Raw genomic sequence first — 20,962 nt, 5'->3', positions numbered from 1 at the left:
AACTGTAGGGGCGCGGAATACCGATCAGATATCGAGAAGCGGCGCTCGCGGCACCCCGCCTAGTCTGCTGCCATGGACACCCACCCGGCCGACAGCCACGACCTGATCCGCGTCAAGGGCGCTCGGGAGAACAACCTCAAGGACATCAGCCTGGACATCCCGAAGCGGCGTCTGACCGTGTTCACGGGCGTCTCCGGGTCGGGCAAGAGCTCGCTGGTGTTCGCGACCGTCGCCGCGGAGTCGCAGCGCATGATCAACGAGACGTACAGCGCGTTCGTGCAGGGTTTCATGCCGTCCCTGGACCGGCCGGAGGTGGACCAGCTCGACGGGCTGACCACGGCGATCGTCGTCGACCAGGAGCGCCTGGGGTCCAACCCGCGCTCCACGCTCGGCACCGTCACGGACACCAACGCGCTGCTGCGCATCCTGTTCAGCCGGCTGGGTCAGCCGCAGGTGGGGCCGCCCATCGCGTTCTCGTTCAACGTCCCGGCGCGCAAGGCGAGCGGGGTGATGACGTCGGCCACCGGCGAGAAGACGATCGTGCGGGAGCAGGTCTACCACGGTGGCATGTGCCCGCGGTGCGAGGGCCGCGGTCAGGTCTCCGACCTGGATCTGACGAAGTTCTTCGACGACTCGCAGTCGCTGAACGAGGGCGCGATCAAGATTCCCGGCTACAACGCCGAGGGCTGGATGGTCGCCACGTACATCGAGTCGGGCTTCGTCGACCCGGACAAGGCGATCCGCGACTACACCGAGACGGAGCTCGCGGACTTCCTGCACAAGGAGCCCACCAAGATCAAGGCCAAGGGCATCAACCTCACCTATGAGGGTCTCATCCCGAAGGTCCGCAAGGCGGTGCTGAGCAAGGACGTCGACTCGCTCCAGCCGCACATCCGGGCGTGGGTGGAGCAGGCGGTGACGTTCGTGACCTGCCCGGAGTGCGACGGCACCCGGCTCGCGGAGGCGGCACGGTCGTCCAGGATCGACGGCATCAGCATCGCCGACGCGTGCGCCATGCAGATCAGCGACCTCGCCGCCTGGGTGCGCAAGCTCGCCACCACCGACGAGGGTGCGTCCACCGGCCCGCTCCTGACGGGTCTGCAGCTCCAGCTCGACAAGTTCACCGAGATCGGCCTGGGCTACCTCTCGCTCGACCGTCCCTCAGGAACCCTGTCCGGGGGTGAGGCGCAGCGCACCAAGCTGATCCGGCACCTCGGCTCGGCGCTGACCGACGTCACGTACGTGTTCGACGAGCCGACGATCGGGCTGCACCCGCACGACATCCAGCGGATGAACCGGCTGCTGGCCGAGCTGCGGGACAAGGGCAACACGGTGCTCGTCGTCGAGCACAAGCCCGAGGCGATAGCGATCGCCGACCACGTGGTCGACCTGGGACCGGGCGCCGGTTCCGCGGGCGGGACGATCCAGTTCCAGGGAACCGTCGAGGAGCTGCGCAGGAGCGACACCCTCACCGGCCGCCACCTCGGGTACCGCTCACGGCTCAAGGACTCCGTGCGCCCGGCCTCGGGGAAGCTGGAGATCCGCGGGGCGAGCGCCCACAACCTGCGCGACGTCGACGTCGACGTGCCGCTCGGGGTGCTGACCGTCGTCACGGGTGTCGCGGGGTCCGGGAAGAGCTCGCTGATCCACGGGTCGTTGCCGGCCGACGTAGGGGTCGTGACGGTCGACCAGGGCGCGATCAGGGGTTCGCGGCGGTCCAACCCCGCGACGTACACGGGTCTGCTGGACCCGATCCGCAAGGCGTTCGCCAAGGCCAACGGCGTCAAGCCCGCGCTGTTCAGTGCGAACTCGGAGGGTGCGTGCCCCACCTGCAAGGGCGCCGGCGTGATCTACACGGAGCTCGGGTTCATGGACACCGTCGCCACCACGTGCGAGGACTGCGGTGGCAAGAGGTTCGACGCGTCGGCGCTGGTGTACACGCTCGGTGGTGGCCAGAACGGTGGTGAGAACGGCAAGGACATCAGCGAGGTGCTCGCGATGCCGGTCGCCGAGGCCACCGCGTTCTTCGCGAAGGACGGCCCCGCGCCGGTCCCGGCCGCGCACAAGATCCTGGAGCGGCTGTCCGACGTCGGTCTCGGCTACCTGGGTATCGGCCAGCCGCTGACGACGCTGTCCGGGGGAGAGCGGCAGCGGCTCAAGCTGGCCGTCGAGATGGCCCGTGAGGGTGGCGTCTACGTGCTCGACGAGCCGACCACGGGTCTGCACCTGGCGGACGTCGAGAACCTGCTCGCCCTCCTGGACCGCCTCGTCGAGTCGGGCAAGTCGGTCATCGTGATCGAGCACCACCAGGCGGTCATGGCGCACGCCGACTGGATCATCGACCTCGGTCCGGGCGCCGGGCACGACGGCGGCCGCATCGTCTTCGAGGGCACCCCGGCCGACCTGGTGGCCCAGGCGACCTCGGGCCGGCCGACGCTCACGGGCGAGCACCTCGCGCAGTACGTGGGGGAGCAGCCCGCGCGCTGACGGGACAGGCTCCTGGGGGTCAGTGGCCCGCGCGCACCAGGCCCGACTCGTACGCGCAGACCACCATCTGGGTCCGGTCGCGCAGCTCGAGCTTGTTCAGGATGCGTGAGACGTGGGTCTTGACCGTCTGCTCGGCCAGGTACAGCTCGGTGGCTATCTCGGCGTTGGACTGGCCGGCGGCGACCAGCTTCATGACGTCGAGCTCGCGGTCGGTCAGCGCGGACAGTCTGGCGTCCGCCGAGGCGGGCCGCTCCGGGCGGGCCGCGTAGTCGGCGATGAGGGCCCGCGTGATCTTCGGTGACAGGAGCGCCTCGCCCGCGGCGACCACACGGACGGCCTGGGTGAGCTCCTCGGGCGGGGAGTCCTTCAGCAGGAACCCGCTCGCCCCCGCGCGCAGGGCCGAGAACACGTAGTCGTCGGCGTCGAAGGTGGTCAGCATGATGACCTTCGGCGGTGTGCCGGGCATGGCCATGATCGTGCGGGTCGCGTCCAGCCCGTTGACCTTCGGCATGCGGATGTCCATCAGCACGACGTCGGGCTGGGTGCGCCGCACGACGTCGAAGATCCCGTCACCGTCCTCGGCCGTGCCGACGACGGTGATCCCCTCGTGCGCGTTCAGGAGGGCGGCGAACCCGGCCCGGATCATCGACTGGTCGTCGACGATCAGCACCCGGATCGCACTGTCGGCATCTTCGGGGGCTGGGGGCATAGAACCAAAGTAGCCGACGCCCGAGAGGAAACCCGAAAGTATGACGCCGGGTCCCTCTCGCGGGTGACGCGCCGCACACGTGGGGCGCATAGCCTGCAGAGAATGGACCACCCACATGCTCGTGCACAGGTACCGAGCGCCGTCGCCGCAGCCAGTCGTGGCGCCCGCTACTGGCGGCTGCGCTCGCTGACCCGCCTGGACCTCAGCACGTTCTCGATCGCCCGGCGCGAGGTCGTCTGGATGTGGACAGTGGTCTCCGTCGCCGCGGTGGCGCTCGTCGCCGTCGGCTGGCCGGTGACGGCTACCGGGTACGACACCCACCCGGTGGCCGCGATGGCCCTGACCATCGTGCACTGCGCCGCTGCGATCATGGCGGTGCGCTGGGCCTGGGCCGGGCTCGGCGCGTCCATCCCGGCCGCGCTCGGCCTGATGATCGTGACTGCCGGCGCGGCCCCCGAGTGGCCCTGGCCGTGGCCGGTCACCGTGCTGCTCACGCACTGCCTGACGGTGTTCGTGCTCGCCCTGCGCCACTCCTGGTACTGGGCGGCGTCCCTGTGGCTCGCGGGAGCCATGCTGACGGTCCTCGCGCCCGCGCTGATCGTCGGAGACGCCACCGCGTCCGCCGGCGCCAACGGTGTGGTGCTGGTCTCCCTCAGCGGCGCCATCGCCCTGGTCGGCGTGCTCGTGCGCCTGTGGATCCTCAGCGTCGTCCGCATGGAGCAGGCCGAACGGCAGAGCGCCGCCGAGGCAGGCCGGCGCCGGGAGCTCGAGGAACGCAACAGGATCGCGCGCGAGCTGCACGACGTCGTCGCGCACAGCATGTCCGTCATCACGGTCCAGGCCTCGACCGCGCGCTACCGGCAGCCCGGCCTCGACGAGACGATCCAGCAGGAGTTCGAGGAGATCGCCGCCTCCTCCCGGCGCGCCCTGAGCGAGATGCGCGGACTGCTCGGCATCCTGCGCGGCCACGACACCGCACCCACCGCCCCCATGCCAGGTCTGTCCGACATCGCCGAGCTCGTCAGATCCACCCGCGCCTCCGGCGCGGAGATCGCCTACGAGGGCACGGAAGCAGTGGTCCCCGACGCGGTAGGGCTCACCGGCTTCCGCGTCGTCCAGGAGGCCTTGAGCAACGCCCTGCGGCACGCTCCGGGCTCGGCGATCACCGTCACGGTCACCGACGACGGGCACGACCTGCGCGTCCGCATCACCAACACGGCCCCCGCGCGCAGCGAGGAACCCACGCCGGGCGCCCAGCTCGGCCTGGCGGGCATCCGCGAACGCGCGGCCGCCCTCGGCGGCACGGTCGCCTCCGGCCCCACCCCTGACGGCGGCTTCGAGCTCTCCGCGACCCTTCCCGTAGGCGAGGACGAGCACCCGCTGCTCGCATAGGGCCGGTCACGTCGGTGACACCCACTACTCACGTAGGGGGTGAGGTTGGCTCCCGCGGGGGACGCGCGACCGGCAACCCGGTTCCTAGGTTGACACCTATGACGACCACGACCGAAGCGCCGCCTCGCTCGGCCCAGCGGACCCGCCCAGCACGCACCGCGCGCAACCAGCAGACGAACGACTACTTCGATCTCGCCGAGCGCGCCACTGCCGCCGGCCTGATGGGCCGTCGCGTCGGCTGGTACGCGGCCCGCGCCGCCTTCCTCGCGGCAGGCCTGGCGCTCGCGTTCACGCTGCTGCTGACGCTGGGCGACACGTGGTGGCAGCTCGCGGTGGCCGTCCTGTTCGGCATCGTGTTCACCCAGTGGGCGTTCCTCGGCCACGACGCCGGGCACCTGCAGATCTTCCGCTCCGGACGGCACAACGAGTGGGCCGGGCGGATCATCGCCAACCTCGTCGTCGGCCTCAGCCACGGCTGGTGGGCCCGCAAGCACAACAAGCACCACGGCAACCCCAACGTGATCGGCAAGGACGGCGACATCGCCACCGGCACGCTCGTGTTCGTGCCGGGCGAGGAGGCCGGGCGCACCGGCTTCATGCGCTGGTTCACCCGCCGCCAGGGCTGGCTGTTCTTCCCGCTGCTGACGCTCTTCGGCCCGTCGCTGCACCTCACCGCCATCCAGAGCCTCGCCACCACGCCGGCGATCAAGCACCGCGCCACCGAGGGCGTGCTCGTCGGCGTCCGGCTCATCGGGTTCCCGACGCTCATGTTCCTCACGCTCGGGCCCGCGCTCGGCGCCGCGTTCATGGCCGTTCAGCTCGCGACGTTCGGCCTGTACATGGGCGCGACCTTCGCGCCGAACCACAAGGGCATGCCGCTGCTGCCCAAGGACCTCAAGATCGACTTCCTGCGCCGCCAGGTGCTCACCTCCCGCAACATCCGCGGCGGCTGGTTCACGGACATCGCCATGGGCGGCCTGAACTACCAGATCGAGCACCACATCTTCCCGCGGATGGCCAGCGTCAACCTGAAGCAGGTCCGGCCGATCGTGCAGGCGTTCTGCGCCGAGCGCGACATCCCCTACACCGAGACCGGGCTGTTCGAGTCCTACGGCATCATCACCGCCTACCTCAACCGCGTGGGGCTCGGCGAGGCCAACCCCATGGACTGCCCGATCGTCGCGCAGTACCGGTAACAGCAGCACGGGCAGGAGAAGTCAGGCAGCAGGCCTCAGGACATCCGCGACGGACGACGGCGCCCGCCCCGTGAGCCTGAGCACCTCGCCCGACACGGTGCCCCAGCGGCCCGCCCGGACCGACGCGAACATGGTCGAGTACGCATACGTCCACCAGGGGTCCTCCCCGGACCTGGCCAACTCCTCCACGTGAACCCGCGCCGGAACGTCGGTGTAGCTCACCGGGATCCCCGCGATCCCGGTGAGCACACCCGCGAGCGCCTCGAACGTGAACGACTCCGGTCCCGTCAGGTCGCGGTACCGCCCACTCGGCGGCAGCAGGGCGAGCGCCGCCAGGCACCGCCCGACGTCGGCCCGCGACACCAGGGCGACCCGCCCGCTCCCCGCAGGCACACGCAGCTCACCCGAGACGAGCGCCGGACGCAGGAACCCCGCGAAGAACTGCGTGAACAACGACGCCCGCGCGAACGTGACACCGCACCCGCTCTCCGCCAGCAGCGCCTCCGTACGCCCGTTCGTGAACGCGTAGCAGAACGGCGACGCCACATCCGCGTCCACACCGCTCAGGTACACCACGTGCCCCACCCCGCAGGCGCTCGCGGCCCGCACCACGTTCTCGTGCTGGACCAGCATCCGCGCGGCCTCGCCGTCGCTGGACACGAACACCAGGACGTCGACCCCGCGCAGGGCCGCCCGGAGCGACCCGGCGTCGTCGTAGTCGGCATACACCGCTAAGACGACGCCGGAGGCGCGCGCTGCGGGGCTCAGCGCGGCCAGGACGGCGTCGGGCCGTCGGGCGAGTGCCAGCACCTCGTGCGGGCCGTGCTCGGGGCCGCCGTCGGCGCCGTGTCCTTCTGCCCTGTGTCCTGTGCTGGCCAGGAGGTCGACGACCTGGCTCCCGAGTGTGCCGGTCGCGCCGGTGACCGCGATTCTCACGGCGGTCAGGCTACCGGGACGCGGGTGCCTCCGTGGTTCCCGTGCCGGCGCCGTCACGGCCTGCACTGTCCCGGCCGACGCCGTCGAGCAGCGCCAGCTCGTCGTCCGTCAGCCGCAGGGCACCCGCCGCGACGTTCTCCTCGAGGTGCGCCACGTTCCCGGTACCCGGGATCGCGAGGACGTGCGGGCCCCGGTGCAGGGTCCACGCCAGGCGGACCTGCGCCGGCGTCGCACCGTGCGCCGCGGCGACGGCCGCCACCTCCGCCTGACCGGTCTCGTCAGGACCTCCGTGCAGGGCCGCACCCGGCACCGCCGCCCCGACCGCGAAGAACGGCACGAACGCGATACCGTGCTGACCGCACAGGTCGAGCACCGCGTCGTCCTCCCGGCTGGTCAGGCCGTACTGGTTCTGCACGCACACCACCGGCGCGACGGACATCGCCTCGGTCACCTGCTCCGGCAGCACGTTCGAGATACCGAGATGCCGGACCAGACCCGCGTCACGCAGGTCCGCGAGCGCCCCGAAGTGCTCCGCGACCGACTCGGGCTCACGCCCCTCACCAGCCATTCGCGTACCCCAGCGCAGGTTCACGACGTCGAGGTGGTCGCGACCGAGCTGGCGGATGTTCTCCTCCACCTGGGCACGCAGCTCGTCGGGACGCGCCATGTGCTCGAACCCGCCGTCCCGGGCCCGGGACGGACCCACCTTGGTGGTGATCGTCAGGGCATCCCCATAGGGCTGCAGTGCAGTACTGATCAGCTCGTTGGCCGAACGCAGCGGCATGAAGTAGAACGCCGCCGTGTCGATGTGGTTCACCCCGAGCTCGACGGCCCGGCGCAGGACCGCCATGGAACCGTCCCGGCCACGCGGCGCCTCGTCCCCGGGCATCCCCACCAACCGCATCGCACCGAGCCCAACCCGGTTGACCGTGCGGTCGCCGAGCCGCCAGGTACCGGCCGCCGCAGCGTCCGGGATGGCCGGGATGGCCGGGCCGGTCGGGATCGTCGGGGCGCTCGCTGCTGTCGTGTTCACGTCTGTCGTCATGCAGCCAGCATCACGCCGCCCCGACCCGGAGCCGGCACGATGGCAACAAGCTGCCGACCCCGGCGCGGGGGAGCGCGGCCGGCACCATCGAACCCATAATCGAACCCATGCAGACCGGGGAAGCCGTCACCATCGTCCACGGCGAGCAGGAGCTCTTCGAGCGGACCAGGCACCTGTTCACCACCGCGACCGACGTCGCCTGCGCGGCCAACGACCTCGCCACCTGGGCCACCGCACAGACCTCCGCCGAGTTCACCGGCCTGGTCCGCGAACGCCGGCCGGCCGGAGCCCGCCTGCGCAAGATGTACCGCTCCGCGATGCTGCTCGACCACGCCGCCGCACGACACCTCGCCCGCGACCGCGACAGCCACGGCGCACACGTCCGCGTCACCACCCAGGAGATCAACGAGACGATCATCCTCGACCGCCGCCTGGTGATCCTCGCCGGCGACCTCACCGCAGGGAGGCGCAGCTACACCGTCATCACCCAGCGCGAGGCAGTACAGGGAGTCACCTCCCTGTTCGACGCCGCCTGGCACTCAGCCACCGAGCTCGACGTCTACGACACCCAGATCGCCGAGATCCGCCAGCTCGCACCCCAGGTCCTCGACCTGCTGAGCCAGGGAGCCAAGGACGAGGCCGCCGCCCGAACCCTCGGCCTCGGCGTACGCACCTACCGCCGCCGCGTCGCCGAGCTCATGGACGCCCTCGGCGCCGAGTCCCGCTTCCAGGCCGGCGTACGCGCACGAGAGCTCGGCCTCGTCTGACCACCCTGCCGGCGACCATGTCAGTGGCTGGTGCAAGACTCCTGCCGTGAGCGAACGAGCCCCCGTCCCGACCGACACCGTCCAGCGCCTCGCCGCCATCCTGGAACCCCTCCCGGAGTGCGCAGAGCACGACGCCTGGACCGGCATCGCCTGGAAGGTCCGAGACGCCACCATCGGTCACGTCTTCGGGGGAGAGGACGGCCTCGTCCGCATCACCTTCCGCGCCGAACCCGACGAGGTAGAGGCCTTCCCACACCTCGGCCCCCAGTACTTCAAGGCCAGCTGGGGCACCAACGTCGTCGGCCTGATCCTCGACCAGCACACCGACTGGGACGAGCTCGCCGAGCTCCTCACCGACTCCTACTGCATCCAGGCACCACAAGACCTCGCCGCACAGGTCGACCGACCCACGCCCCAAGCCGGCTGACTAATCTCGAGACATGAGCCAGCACACCACAGTCCAGACCTGGATCCGCACCTACGAACGCCTCTGGCGCACACCAGGCACCGACGCCCTCACCGACCTCTTCACCACCGACGCCACCTACAAGACCTCACCCTGGGCAGCACCCATCGTCGGACTGCCGGCGCTCGCGGAGTTCTGGGAGTCCCATCGTGACGGGCCGGACGAGTCGTTCACCATGTCCGCCGAGGTGGTGGCCGTAGAAGGTCCGACGGCGGTCGTCCGCGTGAGCGTCGAGTACGGCGGGTCCGGTGACCGCTGGCTCGACCTCTGGATCATCGAGCTCGACGACGACGGCCGTTGCACCGCCTTCGAGGAGTGGCCGATCGCCCCGGACCGGACCGAGTCCCAGTAGAGCTGGCTCAGCAGCTCCGGCGTGATGAGCGCTACGGGGTACGGGATGTGGGTGGGGGAGTGGGAGGACGTCGGCGCCAGGTGCTCTACACCAGCAACGGGGGAGTAGACCCAGGACGCGGTCGGGCGAGCTCCGGGACGGCGCGTTCAGACGTCATCGCGGTGAGTCCGGTTCGCCCTGGCGGAGGTCGAGGCGAAGGGCACGACAGAGCTCCTCGAGCCCGTGCTCCGCGACGAACGGTGCGAGGAGCGACAGGAGCGCCTGGACGGCGTCGGCTATCGCATCCGGGTCGGGGGAGTCGACGAGAGTAGCGGCGAGCCTCTCGGGTACGGGCCGGCCGGCGTTCTCCAGGCTGACAGCCCCGAACTGCGGAAAGACCACCCGTTCCTGTGCGGCGACCAGCTGGAGGTACAGGTCCCGAGCCTCGGTCAGGCTGCGCAGGGCTCTCCAGCAGGTGCCCCTGCGGGCGTGCTTGAGCGCGTCACCTGCGGCGATGCAGGCGAGAAAGGCCCATTGGCGCCGTCCGTCAGCATCGGGGTCCCACATGGCTCGGTCCAGCGAGGTGGAAAGCCTGTCCAATTTGTCCACCAGGGCGAGGGCTTCGGGTGCGAGACCGGTACGCGTTGCCGACGGCATCACGACGAGCGAGAGCTGCCGTCCGTCCTGGTAGATGCAGACCAGGTGCGTCGTCTCCGGCCCGAACGGCTGGCGCAGCACCGCGGCCGCAGGGGCGAACTCGGTCACCGCCTGCTGGACGGCGCCCAGGACGCCGCCGTCCAGCAGGCCGACACCGGCGTCGATGTCCGAGTACTCGTCTCCGGCGCCTCGTCCCAGAGAGCCGGCGAGCTCGAGCCACTCGACCCACGGGGTCTCACGCGCCCAGGCGGTGAGGCGCTCGACGAGCTCGGCCGGTCCTGGCGGTCCTGGCGAGGCTGGTGGAGCTGGTGGAGCTGCGGAGGCTGACGACGGTGACGCTGGCGGCATCGAGGACGTCGGCGTCGACGGCCCTGGTGGCAGCTCGGTCCCTGGTGACGATCCTGCTGGAGATCCTGGCGCTGACGCTGGTTCGTATGGCGACGACGTGTGCTGGGCCACGGCCGCAGTCTGGCACGTCAGCGCACCAGTTTCGCGTCGTGGATCGGCCTGTGCAGCCAGATCAGGTTGAAACCGATAATGCACATTATGTCATTACGGCGGAGAAGCGGCCCGGAGAGCTACTGCCCCGCCGTCCACCGGTCATGCCGCACCCGTTGCACGGTCTGGCGCACGATGGGCCACGATGGGCGCCGTCCTGCACGATCGCCCCTCGGCAGGATCCTCTGACCTCGGTCGGTTGACGAATGCGCTCTGATGGGCCGATCTCAGTGCAACCGACCGAAGTCACGATCAGCGCCGCGTGATGGACCGATCTCAGGGATCAGCGATGCGCCCTGGCCGCCGCTCACGCAGTCCAAGCGGCTCGACTACCGCGACGTCGCGGGACTACCGCTGCGCACGCCGCCCCGCTCCCCGCCGACCTCGACCAGCAAGACATCTATAGCATTGTGTATAGCGCAACACAACGGTCTTCCACTACGAAGCAAGGTCAACACGGTAGCAGCCCGAAAATCCTGCGGCCTGCCCCTGTGGACGGGGCATACCATCCGGGAACCATGAACCTCGCAGGAGTCCTCGCCGCTTCCACGAGCACGGTGCTGCTCGTGGAGGGCGAGAGTGACCGCGCGGCGGTCGAGACGCTGGCCGCACGGCTGGGTCTCCCCCTCGACGACCTCGGGGTGCAGGTCCTCGCGATGGGCGGCATCACGAACATCGGCCACCACCTGGTGGCGTTCGGCGGCCAGGGGGTTCGTCTGGGCGGGCTGTACGACGCCGCCGAGGAACGCTTCGTCATCAAGGGGCTCGACCGGGTGGGCCTGCGCCCGTTCGCGGCGACCACTCCCCTGACCGACCTCGGTTTCTTCCGCTGCGACCGCGATCTTGAGGACGAGCTCATCCGGGCGATCGGCATCGACGGGTTCCTGGCCCTGATCGACGACGAGGGCGAGCTGCGCAGCTTCGAACGGCTGCAGGGGCAGCCCGCTCAGCGCGAACGCACGACCACCCAGCAGCTGCACCGCTTCATCGGGTCCAAGGGCGGGCGCAAGGAACGCTACGGCCGGCGCCTGGCGGAGGCGCTGCCGCTGGACCGGGTGCCCGCCCCGCTGGACGCGGTGCTGCGCTGGGCGACCTGACCGACGCCGACGCCCACGCCCACGCCCACGCCCACGCCCACGCCCACGCCCACGCCCACGCCCACGAGGAGGATCAGGCCCGCCGCGGGTCGAGCACGACCATCCCGGCGCGCGGCTCCGTGTCCATGGTCGGCACGAGCGCTGCCGCCTCGGCCAGCCCGATGATCCGGTCCAGCAGGTCCTGCGGGCGCAGCGCCCCGGACGCCACGAGCTCGAGCATCTCGGGATAGTCGGCCGCCGCCATGCCGTGGCTGCCGAGCACGTCGAGCTCCCAGGCGATCACGCGGCCCATGGGCACGCGCGGACCGCCGTCGACCGGCGCGAACAGGCCCACCTGCACGTGGCGCCCGCGGCGGCGCAGGCTCCCGATCGCGTCGGCGCACGTCTGCTCGCTCCCCACGGCGTCCACTGCGACGTGCGCGCCGCCGTCGGTCAGCTGCCGCACGACGGCGGGTACGTCGCGGCCGTCGGCCAGCACGGTGCGTTCGGCGCCGGCGCGGCGGGCCGCCTCCAGCGCGCCTTCCGACCGGTCGACCGCCACGACGCGGGCACCGCGGGCGACGGCGATCATGATCGCGCTGAGGCCGACGCCGCCCGCTCCGACCACCACCACCCACTCCCCTGCCTGGACGCACGCACGTCCGGCCACCGCCCGGTAGGCGGTGGCAAAGCGGCAGCCGAGGCTCGCCGCGGTCTCGTAGGAGACGCCGTCGGGGACGGCGACCAGGTTGGCGTCGGCCGCGTACAGCACCACCAGCTCGGCGTACGAGCCCCAGTGCGTGAAGCCGGGCTGGGTCTGGTCCGGGCAGACCTGCGCCTGCCCGCTGCGGCACCACTCACAGGTGCCGCAACCGCTGACGAACGGGACGGTCACACGATCCCCCACCTGCCACTTCGTGATACCCGCGCCGACCGCGGCGACGGTGCCGGCGAGCTCGTGGCCGGGGACGTGCGGCAGGGTGGTGATGTCGGTGTCGTGCCCGGCCCAGGCGTGCCAGTCGCTCAGGCACAGCCCGGTCGCGTGCACGCGCACGACCACACCTCCGTCAGGGGCGCTCGGGTCGGCCACCTCACGGACGTCGACGGGGCCCTGGAACTGGTCGAACACGATGGCACGCACAGGCGGATTGAATCACGACCACTCGCCTCCCAGCCGCATCCCAGCCACCCGGTCCAGGGCGGACCGGTCAGCGTGCCGCACGCAGCAGGAGGTCGCGTGCCCCTGCCAGACGCCGCGCGTGCGCGATCCGGCCCACGTTCCGGGCGAGCGTCTGGAGGCGCTGGGTCGGACGGCGGCGCAGGCTGTCATAGCGGACGAGCCCCTCGGCGACACGGTCGGACGCGAGGCAGCGGGCCAGCGTGACGGCGTCGACCAACGCCTCGCACGCGCCGCGGCCGAGGTCCGGCGTCATGCCGTGCGCGGCGTCGCCGACCAGGACGGCGTTGCGGGCTCCCCCGGTCACGACGTAGCTGGGCAGGTGCGGGTGGACGTCGTACACGTCGTGGCGCATGACGTCGTCCTCGGTGATCACCTCGAGGATCTGCCCGATCGGGTCGTGCCAGCCGGCGAACAGCTCGCGCAGCAGCACCACCTCTCCCCCGGCGGCACGCTGTCCGGGTGGCGCGTCGAGCGACGCGTACCAGTTGGTGGTGCCATCGAGATAGGGCGTGACGCCGAAGCGGCGGCCTGGCCCCCAGGTCTCCGTCACCTCGCGCGTGGTGACCGCCACCCGCCCACGCAGGCCGCTCTGCCCCGTGTAGCGGGCGCGGTACCGCGCCCCGAGGAGCGCGGTGCGGTAGGTGCTGAAGACGCCGTCCGCCACGACGACGACGTCGGCCCGCGGCTCGCCCGCCTCGTTCTCCAGGCCGGCCAGGCTGTCGAGCCCCTCTCCCGCCGGTTCGACCCTCGAGCCGTACCGGACGGCACCGGCGGGCAGGGCCGCGGCGAGCACCTCGGTAAGGTCACGGCGTGCGATCAGGTGCACCGGGTCACCAGGGCGGCGCGTGACGCGTTCGGCGCTGAGGGCGGCCAGCACCGCGCCGTCGGGCCGCCGGATGCTGCCTGCCGCCTGAGGTGTGGCCACCGCGCGCAGCGCCTCCCCCACGCCGAGCTCGTCCAGGGCCGCGAGCGCCGTCGGCCAGATGCCGAGGGCCGCTCCGCTGGTCTCGGGGTGGGTGGCGCGTTCGTGGAGGGTGACGTGCCAGCCGACGTGGGTGAGGCCGATCGCGGTGGCGGTGCCCGCGATGCCGGCTCCGATGATGGTGGCGTGGGGCATGCCGGCGACGGTACTACAGATGTAGTGCGGTTGACTACATTCGTAGTGTGTGGGGGTGCCCACCCGTACCGAGACCCTGCTCGACGCCGCGATCCATGTGGTCGGGACGGAAGGCATACGTGCCCTCACCCACCGCGCCGTCGATGCCGCCGCCGGGCTGCCCACCGGTTCGGCGTCCAACCTGTTCCGCACCCGGGAGGCCCTGCTACGGGCCATGGTGGTGCGCATGATCGACGTCGAGGCCGAGGGCTGGAGCCGCCTGGCAGGCGCGGCGGCCCCCACCACCCCGGACACACTGGCCACGACGCTCGGAAGCATGGTCGAGACCCTCACAGGCCCCCTGCGCACCCTGACGGTCGCGCGGTACTCGCTGTTCATGGAGGCGGCACGTGACGAGGCGCTACAGACCGAGATGGGACGCGGTGCGCAACGGGTGGCCGCCATCGGCCGGGAGTGGCTGACGGCGGCCGGCTCCAGCGACCCGGACGCACACACCACACTGCTCATGGCACACCTGGACGGCCTGGTGGTGCACCGGCTCGCCTTCCCCGACACCCCTCCCGGGTCAGACGCAGCCGCGGCCGGCCTGACGACTCTGCTGCGCGCCCTCATCCCGAAGCCCCGCTGACGGTGCCCGCCGACCACGCAGGTGTCGGCTCCGTGCCGGCGCTCGCGGCAGGCTCGCCTGAGCGTTGGCACGGCCGTGCCGGACGACCTCCGCACGACCTGTCGAGAGGTGCGGGTCGCGTCGCAGGTCAGCGGCACATTCCGGCATATCGGGAGTGTCAGTGGTCCCGCCTAGGGTGGCGGTCATGGTCGCTCCCCCGCGCCTCGAGCGCATCACCGTCGCCGAAGCCACCCGCCGCTACCTCGCGGCGGTCGAGGTCGAGACGATCCGTGGTGTCCTGTCGCCCGCCACGGCGCGCAGCTACACGCGCGACGTCACCGAGTTCGGCCGCCTCACGGGGCGGGATCGCATCCTGGACGACGTCAGCGGTTCCGACGTCGACAGCGTCCTGGTGCGTTACCAGTCGGCGCCCGACGCCCGCTACACCGACCCGGACCGCAAACCCGGGCCCGGGCGCAGCACGGCCACGGTCAACCGGTTCCGGCAGTCCGTCACGCGGTTCTTCGCGTACGCGGCCCGGGAGTGCTGGGTACAGGCCGACCCCATGCAGTGGGCCGCGCCGCCGGCCAAGGTACGTGGCACCCTGCGCACCGCCCGTACGGCGCTGTCGGCGGGTGCGGCGCGCAGCCTGCTGACCACCGGCCCGGCCGAGACCCCTGCCCGCACCGACCAGGACCTCGCGCTGCGCGACCGGCTGGTGGTCGCGCTGCTCCTGGTCCTGGGCCCGCGTGTCTCGGAGCTGGCCCGTACCGACGTCGACGACGTCGCACGCGAGCCCGAGCGCACCACCTGGCGTATCCGTGGCAAGGGTGGCAACACCCGCACGGTGACGCTGTCCCCGCCCCTGGCTTGCGCCCTGGACGACTACCTCACCCACCTACGTCCCACCCTGGCCGCCAGACGCCCGCAGGACACTGACGCGCAGCGTGCCCTCCTGCTGTCCTGGCGTGGGCGCCGTATCGACACCCAGGCGATCCGGGCACTGCTCTCCCGTGCGGTGCGCCGCATGCCCGCGCCCTACCAGCGTGAGGCCACCCCGCACGCCCTGCGGCACACCACGGCGACGCTGCTGGTGGCCGACGGTTGGGACGTCAAGGTCGTCGCGGAGCTGCTCGGGCACGCCTCGATCGCCACCACCGGCGTCTACCTCGACCGCATCGAGGGCGAGCTCGCCGCCGCCATCCGGTCCCACCCCTTGGCGGGGGCCTTCGACTGATCACGCGACGTCGTGCCCCGCTCGGGCTTCACCGCGGTCAGGAGAACCGCGCGTAGAACGCGTTGCGAAACCGCTCCTCGGGGTCGTGCTGTCGTTTCAGCGCGAAGAACTCGTCGAGGGTCGGGTATGCCTGCGCCACCTGCTCGCGCGTGTAGTGCGGCTGGTACGGCAGGTAGAACGTGCCGTCGCACTCCAGGGCGAGGCGTACCAGCCGTCGTGTCAGCCCTGCCATGTCGGCGTTCCCGGCGTCGGACAGGTCCTGACTGAGGTACAGGACCACCGACAGCCGGGTGCCCTGCGCGTAGGACAGGAGCGCCTCGTCACGGTGCACCACCCGGACGGACGCACTGAGCAGCTCGGCGTCGTGGTCACGCAGCACGGGTGCCGCGGCTTCGAGGAACTCGCCGAGCCGGTCCGGTTCCACGAAGTACTCGTGCAGGACATCGGTACGGTCCGGCAGCTTGTGGTTGAGCAGCCCTAGCCCGTTGTACGTGGCCTGGGTCCGGGCGACCATGCAGGCCTCGGCGTCGCGCAGCGCCGCGTTGCGCGAGGTGGCGCAGGGCTGGAAGCTCGGTAGTACGTGCTTCTGCGCGACCCAGCGTGCCTCCTGGAAGAAGCCGCCGTGCCTGGCGAGGTTCAGTGCGAACCGTCCCACACGGGAGTTCTGGGTGTCCTTCAGCATCGGGATCGGCTCGGCGACGCTTCCGGGGGTTCCGGCGTCGCTGTACGTATAGAGGATGGCCTCGGAGAGGAAGGACGACGGCGCCGTGGACAGGTGGGCGTACATCAGGCGCGCGTCCTCGTCGGGCGCGACCTCGTCGAGGTAGGTCCGGGCGAGGTCCCCGCTCGGGATCACGCGCTGCTCCAGCCGGTACACGGTGTCCCGCTCGGTCTCCAGCTCGACCTCGGTGATCACTCCGAACAGCCCGTAGCCACCGATCACCGCACTGAACAGGGCAGGGTCGCTCGCCCGGTCGACGTCGCGCACCGTGCCGTCGGCGGACACGAGCCGCAGGGACCGTACCGTCCCGGCGATCGATCCCCGCCGGAAGTCGACCCCGTGCGCGTTCACCGAGACCGTCCCGCCCACGCTGAGGATGTCGATGCTCGGCATCGCGGCCACGGCCCGGCCCTCTGCGTGCAGGGTCTCCAGGACGCTCCGCCAGGTGGCGCCGGCTCCCACCCGCACCGTGCCCGCTTCCGCATCCACGGTCACGGTGTCGAGCCCTCGCATGTCGAGCACGAGACCGCCGGGATAGGACGCCTGCCCGCCCATCGCGTGCCGCGTCCCCGACACGGATACCGCCAGGTCGTTCTCCCGCGCGTACGCGACCGCCCGGACGACGTCCTCCTCGCCGCCGGGACGCACGACACCGTGCACGGGCACCTCGTTCAGGCAGCTGGCGTCGTTCACGACACCGCCGACCTGTTCCAGGCCTCTCAGGCCCGCGACGGCGTCCGGTCGCGCCGGTACGGTCGGGATGGTGCCCGTGGCCCCGGAGCTGACGGGCCGCACCTCGGCGGTACACGTCCGGGGTCCGACCGGCGCCGAGGAGTACCGGTCGCCCGCGAGGATGCCGACGACGAGCACCACGACGAGGACGGCGCCCAGAGCCCACCGCCGCACGCTCCGTATCCGCTGCCGTACCCGGCGCGCGGGGCCTGGTCCTGCCATGGAAAGTCCCTCCGTCGGGCCACCGTCGTTCACGACAGACGGGTCCGGTCGAGGCCTCGTGACCGAAGAGCTGTATCGCCACCACGGAGGGCACGCTGTCGTCGACGTGAGCATAGGGACATGCGGAGCGAAATTCGCTCCAATAAACGACGGCGTCAGTACGCGGCCGACGTCTCACCGGCATGTGCTGACCGGCGTGACGACGCCAAGCGGCCGTAATTCCGCGATCCTGCGTCTGAGACCGGGTACCTTGAGTCCGTGGCGTCTCGCAAGGTCCCTGGCAACCTCCCCCGCAACCTTCCCAAGCTCACGCTCGACATCCCGACCGACTTCATGCAGCGTGCGCGCACGCTGGCGACCCGGGCCGCGATCGTCGCCGCGGCGGTACCGGTAGGGGCGGCGGTAGCGCTCACCATCACGGACAAGATCCGGCAGCGGCTGCACCCGCTCACGTCGAGGTTCCCCACGGAGAAGCCGCTCACCGAGCACATCGACGAGACCGCCACCACGGTCTACACCTATGGCGCCGACCTGTTCGAGGCGATGCTCGAGGCCATCGCCGGCGCCCGCAAGACCGTGATGCTCGAGTCGTACATCTGGAAGAACGACGAGATGGGCCAGCGGTTCAAGCAGGCCCTGATCGACGCGTCCGCGCGCGGCGTCGAGGTGTACGTCATCGTCGACGGCTTCGCCAACCTCGTCGTCCCGTACTCGTTCTTCCGCTTCCCGCCCGCCGTGCACGTGCTGCGCTTCCCCGTGCTGCGCCCAGGGATGGCGTACCTCAACATCCGCACCTCGGGCCGCGACCACCGCAAGATCCTCGTGGTCGACGACGAGACCGGGTTCGTCGGCGGGTACAACATCGGCTCCCTGTACGCCACGCACTGGCGCGACACCCATGTCCGTCTCGAGGGGCCGTCCGCGTGGGAGCTGCGCAACGCGTTCGTCGACTTCTGGAACCGGCACCGCAAGCAGCGCCACCCCATCCTGGCCGACGCCGGATCCGGGACCTGGCTGCCCCACCTCAAGGCCGCGCGCAACGCGCCGTCCGAGCTCGTGTTCCCCATCCGCGGGATCTACCTCGACGCCATCGACCGGGCCATCAGCCACGTCTACATCACCCAGGCGTACTTCATCCCGGACCACGACATCCACGCCGGGCTGCTGGCCGCCGCCGCACGGGGCGTCGACGTCCGCGTCCTCGTGCCGCACCGCTCCAACCACGTGGTGGCCGACTGGCTCGCCCGCGGCCAGTACGCCTCCCTGCTGCGCGGCGGGGTACGGATCTTCCTGTACCAGGGCGCCATGGTGCACGCCAAGACCGCGACCATCGACCGCCGCTGGACCACCATCGGCACCGCCAACATCGACCGGCTCAGCCTCACCGGCAACTACGAGATCAACCTCGAGGTCGTCGACCCAGGCCTCGCCGGCCGCATGGAGGACATCTTCGCCATGGACCTGTCCAACGCGCAGGAGCTCACCCTCGCCCAGTGGGAAGAACGTGGCGCGCTCGCCAAGATCGGCGAGTACCTCCTGATCCCGCTGCGCCCCCTGCTGTAGAACCCTGCTGCAAGACTCCCGCCGCGGACTCTCCGCCGCAGAGCGCCAGGGCCTACACGAGTGCGTCCGCAGGTCCTGGCACCACGACACCCCCGGTGCCGCCGGTGCCGTTCTCCCACCGGGTCCGCGGCAGGGCGTCCGGGGCCTCACGTTGCAGCCAGGTCACCAGACCTTCGCGCACCAGGCACCTCAGGTCCCACAGCGCTGAGCTGTCAGCGCCACTGACCAGGGCCCGAGCGCGCACGACACCGGACACGGCGGAAGTCACCTGCAAGCTCACCACCCGCCCGTCCCACAACGAGGACCCCGTCACGATACGGCGCAGCTCCGCGCGCATGGCATCCAGCGGCACCCGGAAGTCGACGTCGATCTCCACCGTGCCCAGCACCTCCGACGACTTCCGCGTCCAGTTCTCGTACGGTGTCGAGGTGAAGTAGGTGCACGGCAGGATCAGCTTGCGCTCGTCCCAGATGCCCACCACCACGTACGCGAGGGTGATGTCCTCGACGGTGCCCCACTCGCCCTCGACGACCACGACGTCACCGACCCGCACCGCTTCGCTGAACGCGATCTGCAGCCCGGCGAACACGTTCCCCAGATCCGACTGCGCAGCCAGCGCCGCGACCACGGACAGCACACCCGCGGACGCCAGGAGGCTCGCGCTCGCGGCGCGCGCCTCGGGGAAGGTGAACAGCACGGCAGCGCAGGCCACCACGGACACCAGACCGATGGTCAGCCGCCGCACCACCATGATCTGGGTCCGCAAGCGGCGTGCGTGCCGTCCCGACATGCGGTTGCCCACACGGTGCAGAGCCCGGTCCTCGATCACGAGCGCGATGGTCGCGACCATCCACGCCGAGCTCAGGATCACGGAGACGAGCACGACGTGCCGCAGCACGGGCAGCCATTGGTCGCCGCGGTTCGCGGTCAACCACACGGCGATCCACATGCCCAGCACCATGAACGTGGCGTGGGCGGGCTTGCGCAACCGCAGCGCGATCTCCCGGACGGTGTCGTGACGGCGAGCGGCGAAACGCACCAGCTTCGATGCCAGCATCACCGCGAAGAACGCCACCGTCACCGCAAGGGCCACCCACCCGAGCGTGACGGCGAGGTTCGTTGCCTGTTCGATCTCTTCGTCTGCCACGCGCACAGCGTCACCCACCGACGCCACATGCCGCAAACCCCACAAGCCAGACATGGGGCCTCGTCCGAGGCGCCCTCGAGCTCCGGACGAGCCGGGCCGCGTCACACGGCCGTGGACTCCCCGACCTGGAGTCGCGAGTACGTGTACTTCCCGCCCAGCCGCGCGGTGTCCAGCCACCGACCGGTGAGCGTGTGCCCGATCTCGGACAGCAGGGCGTCGTGGATCGGCACGACGGCGCCGGCGGGGACGGAGCGCGCGAAGTCCATGGCCTCGGCCAGCTTCGTCCAGGGCCCCGACACCGGGACCAGCAGCACGTCGAGCCCGCCATCGGGCACCGTAGCCGGTGCCTCGTACGAATCGCCTGGGTGGTAAATGCGGCCTCCGTCGACTTCGACAAGGTAGGTCACGTTCATAGCGAGCTGCGGGACCTCGGGGTGGATCTCGGCATGGGCTCCCCCGCCGACAGTGACCTGGGTGCCGACGATCTCCAGGACGTCGCCCGGTGCGACCTCGTGCAGGCGTTCCGTGGGCGCGCCGCCGGAGGTCAGGTCCTCGAGCGCGGAGGCTGGGCCCCACACGTGGGTGTCGGTGGAGCACTCGAGGTGTTTGAGCACCGCTTCCAGGTCCATATGGTCGAAGTGGTCGTGAGTGATGAGCACTGCAGCGGCGCCCGTGAGCGCGGTGGCGGTGTCGCTGTAGGCGCCGGGGTCGATCACGAGGGTGTCGCCGCCGTCCGGCAGAGCGAGGGAGACGCACGCGTGCCCGTGGAAGATGAGCTGCATGCTCGCAGGCTACGCCCGACCCCTGGATACGGCAGACCGCCTGGTCGGGGTGCGTGGCGCCCCGTGCCAGACGGCTGAGTCGTTCGATATGTCG

At 70.9% G+C, this 20,962-nt stretch carries 19 protein-coding genes; 10 read left to right on the top strand and 9 right to left on the bottom strand.

Translation table 11 applies throughout. The features are described 5' to 3' along the window. Nucleotides 1-72: 72 nt before the first annotated feature. Nucleotides 73-2,487, top strand: a complete 2,415-nt coding sequence (locus tag ACQEVI_RS25320) for an ATP-binding cassette domain-containing protein (protein WP_432904548.1) — start codon at nt 73-75, stop codon at nt 2,485-2,487. Nucleotides 2,488-2,506: 19 nt separating this feature from the next. On the opposite strand, the gene ACQEVI_RS25315 is transcribed toward ACQEVI_RS25320, so the two are convergent. Next, nucleotides 2,507-3,196 carry a response regulator gene (locus tag ACQEVI_RS25315; RefSeq protein WP_432904546.1) on the bottom strand — a complete coding sequence of 230 codons (690 nt, stop codon included), beginning with the start codon at nt 3,194-3,196 and terminating at the stop codon, nt 2,507-2,509. Between the two features lie 102 nt (nt 3,197-3,298). On the opposite strand from ACQEVI_RS25315, the gene ACQEVI_RS25310 reads away from it, so the two are divergent. Further along, nucleotides 3,299-4,588: a sensor histidine kinase gene (locus ACQEVI_RS25310; RefSeq protein ID WP_432904544.1), complete on the top strand. Its 1,290-nt coding sequence runs from the start codon at nt 3,299-3,301 to the stop codon at nt 4,586-4,588. Between the two features lie 98 nt (nt 4,589-4,686). After that, complete coding sequence (locus ACQEVI_RS25305) at nt 4,687-5,784, top strand: acyl-CoA desaturase (protein ID WP_432904541.1); 1,098 nt, start codon at nt 4,687-4,689, stop codon at nt 5,782-5,784. Nucleotides 5,785-5,805: 21 nt separating this feature from the next. Here ACQEVI_RS25305 and ACQEVI_RS25300 read toward each other — a convergent pair whose 3' ends face one another. Continuing rightward, nucleotides 5,806-6,720, bottom strand: a complete 915-nt coding sequence (locus tag ACQEVI_RS25300) for an NmrA family NAD(P)-binding protein (RefSeq protein WP_432904538.1) — start codon at nt 6,718-6,720, stop codon at nt 5,806-5,808. Nucleotides 6,721-6,730: 10 nt separating this feature from the next. Continuing rightward, nucleotides 6,731-7,765, bottom strand: a complete 1,035-nt coding sequence (locus tag ACQEVI_RS25295) for an oxidoreductase (protein ID WP_432904535.1) — start codon at nt 7,763-7,765, stop codon at nt 6,731-6,733. Between the two features lie 107 nt (nt 7,766-7,872). Here ACQEVI_RS25295 and ACQEVI_RS25290 point away from each other — a divergent pair, with 107 nt between their 5' ends. The 3 genes from ACQEVI_RS25290 to ACQEVI_RS25280 are packed head-to-tail and all read left to right on the top strand — an operon-like array spanning nt 7,873 to nt 9,350. Next, on the top strand, nt 7,873-8,532 hold the full coding sequence (locus ACQEVI_RS25290) for a DNA-binding response regulator (RefSeq protein ID WP_432904532.1): 660 nt from the start codon (nt 7,873-7,875) through the stop codon (nt 8,530-8,532). A 46-nt stretch (nt 8,533-8,578) separates the two neighbouring features. Beyond that, a complete protein-coding gene (locus ACQEVI_RS25285) occupies nt 8,579-8,959 on the top strand; it encodes an MmcQ/YjbR family DNA-binding protein (protein WP_432904529.1) in 381 nt (126 codons plus the stop codon). 13 nt (nt 8,960-8,972) lie between these two features. Further along, nucleotides 8,973-9,350: a nuclear transport factor 2 family protein gene (locus ACQEVI_RS25280; protein WP_432904527.1), complete on the top strand. Its 378-nt coding sequence runs from the start codon at nt 8,973-8,975 to the stop codon at nt 9,348-9,350. Between the two features lie 153 nt (nt 9,351-9,503). On the opposite strand, the gene ACQEVI_RS25275 is transcribed toward ACQEVI_RS25280, so the two are convergent. Further along, entirely contained in the window at nt 9,504-10,334 is an 831-nt protein-coding gene (locus ACQEVI_RS25275) for a hypothetical protein (protein ID WP_432904524.1), read from the bottom strand. A gap of 668 nt (nt 10,335-11,002) precedes the next feature. Here ACQEVI_RS25275 and ACQEVI_RS25270 point away from each other — a divergent pair. Continuing rightward, nucleotides 11,003-11,581 (top strand): TOPRIM nucleotidyl transferase/hydrolase domain-containing protein, encoded by a 579-nt coding sequence (locus ACQEVI_RS25270; RefSeq protein WP_432904521.1) that lies wholly within the window; start codon nt 11,003-11,005, stop codon nt 11,579-11,581. Between the two features lie 73 nt (nt 11,582-11,654). Here ACQEVI_RS25270 and ACQEVI_RS25265 read toward each other — a convergent pair whose 3' ends face one another. Both ACQEVI_RS25265 and ACQEVI_RS25260 read right to left on the bottom strand, forming a co-directional pair. Continuing rightward, complete coding sequence (locus ACQEVI_RS25265) at nt 11,655-12,701, bottom strand: zinc-binding dehydrogenase (protein ID WP_432904518.1); 1,047 nt, start codon at nt 12,699-12,701, stop codon at nt 11,655-11,657. Nucleotides 12,702-12,768: 67 nt separating this feature from the next. Then, entirely contained in the window at nt 12,769-13,857 is a 1,089-nt protein-coding gene (locus ACQEVI_RS25260; protein ID WP_432904515.1) for an FAD-dependent monooxygenase, read from the bottom strand. 55 nt (nt 13,858-13,912) lie between these two features. Between ACQEVI_RS25260 and ACQEVI_RS25255 the strand changes: the two genes are divergently transcribed. Beyond that, entirely contained in the window at nt 13,913-14,485 is a 573-nt protein-coding gene (locus ACQEVI_RS25255) for a TetR/AcrR family transcriptional regulator (RefSeq protein WP_432904512.1), read from the top strand. A 184-nt stretch (nt 14,486-14,669) separates the two neighbouring features. Beyond that, nucleotides 14,670-15,701, top strand: a complete 1,032-nt coding sequence (locus ACQEVI_RS25250) for a tyrosine-type recombinase/integrase (protein ID WP_432904510.1) — start codon at nt 14,670-14,672, stop codon at nt 15,699-15,701. A gap of 37 nt (nt 15,702-15,738) precedes the next feature. On the opposite strand, the gene ACQEVI_RS25245 is transcribed toward ACQEVI_RS25250, so the two are convergent. Then, on the bottom strand, nt 15,739-17,328 hold the full coding sequence (locus tag ACQEVI_RS25245; RefSeq protein WP_432904507.1) for an FAD-binding oxidoreductase: 1,590 nt from the start codon (nt 17,326-17,328) through the stop codon (nt 15,739-15,741). Between the two features lie 381 nt (nt 17,329-17,709). Between ACQEVI_RS25245 and ACQEVI_RS25240 the strand changes: the two genes are divergently transcribed. Further along, nucleotides 17,710-18,939 carry a phospholipase D-like domain-containing protein gene (locus ACQEVI_RS25240; protein ID WP_432906123.1) on the top strand — a complete coding sequence of 410 codons (1,230 nt, stop codon included), beginning with the start codon at nt 17,710-17,712 and terminating at the stop codon, nt 18,937-18,939. 52 nt (nt 18,940-18,991) lie between these two features. On the opposite strand, the gene ACQEVI_RS25235 is transcribed toward ACQEVI_RS25240, so the two are convergent. Next, the gene (locus ACQEVI_RS25235; protein WP_432904504.1) at nt 18,992-20,086 is read right to left on the bottom strand and encodes a mechanosensitive ion channel family protein; all 1,095 of its coding nucleotides are present in this window, start codon (nt 20,084-20,086) and stop codon (nt 18,992-18,994) included. 101 nt (nt 20,087-20,187) lie between these two features. Continuing rightward, the gene (locus tag ACQEVI_RS25230) at nt 20,188-20,868 is read right to left on the bottom strand and encodes an MBL fold metallo-hydrolase (RefSeq protein WP_432904501.1); all 681 of its coding nucleotides are present in this window, start codon (nt 20,866-20,868) and stop codon (nt 20,188-20,190) included. Nucleotides 20,869-20,962: the final 94 nt, after the last annotated feature.

It is taken from the genome of Promicromonospora sp. CA-289599, assembly GCF_050936155.1.
Lineage (GTDB): Bacteria > Actinomycetota > Actinomycetes > Actinomycetales > Cellulomonadaceae > Promicromonospora.
Note: the sequence above shows the minus strand (reverse complement) of the source record. Positions and strands in the feature narration are given on the sequence as shown.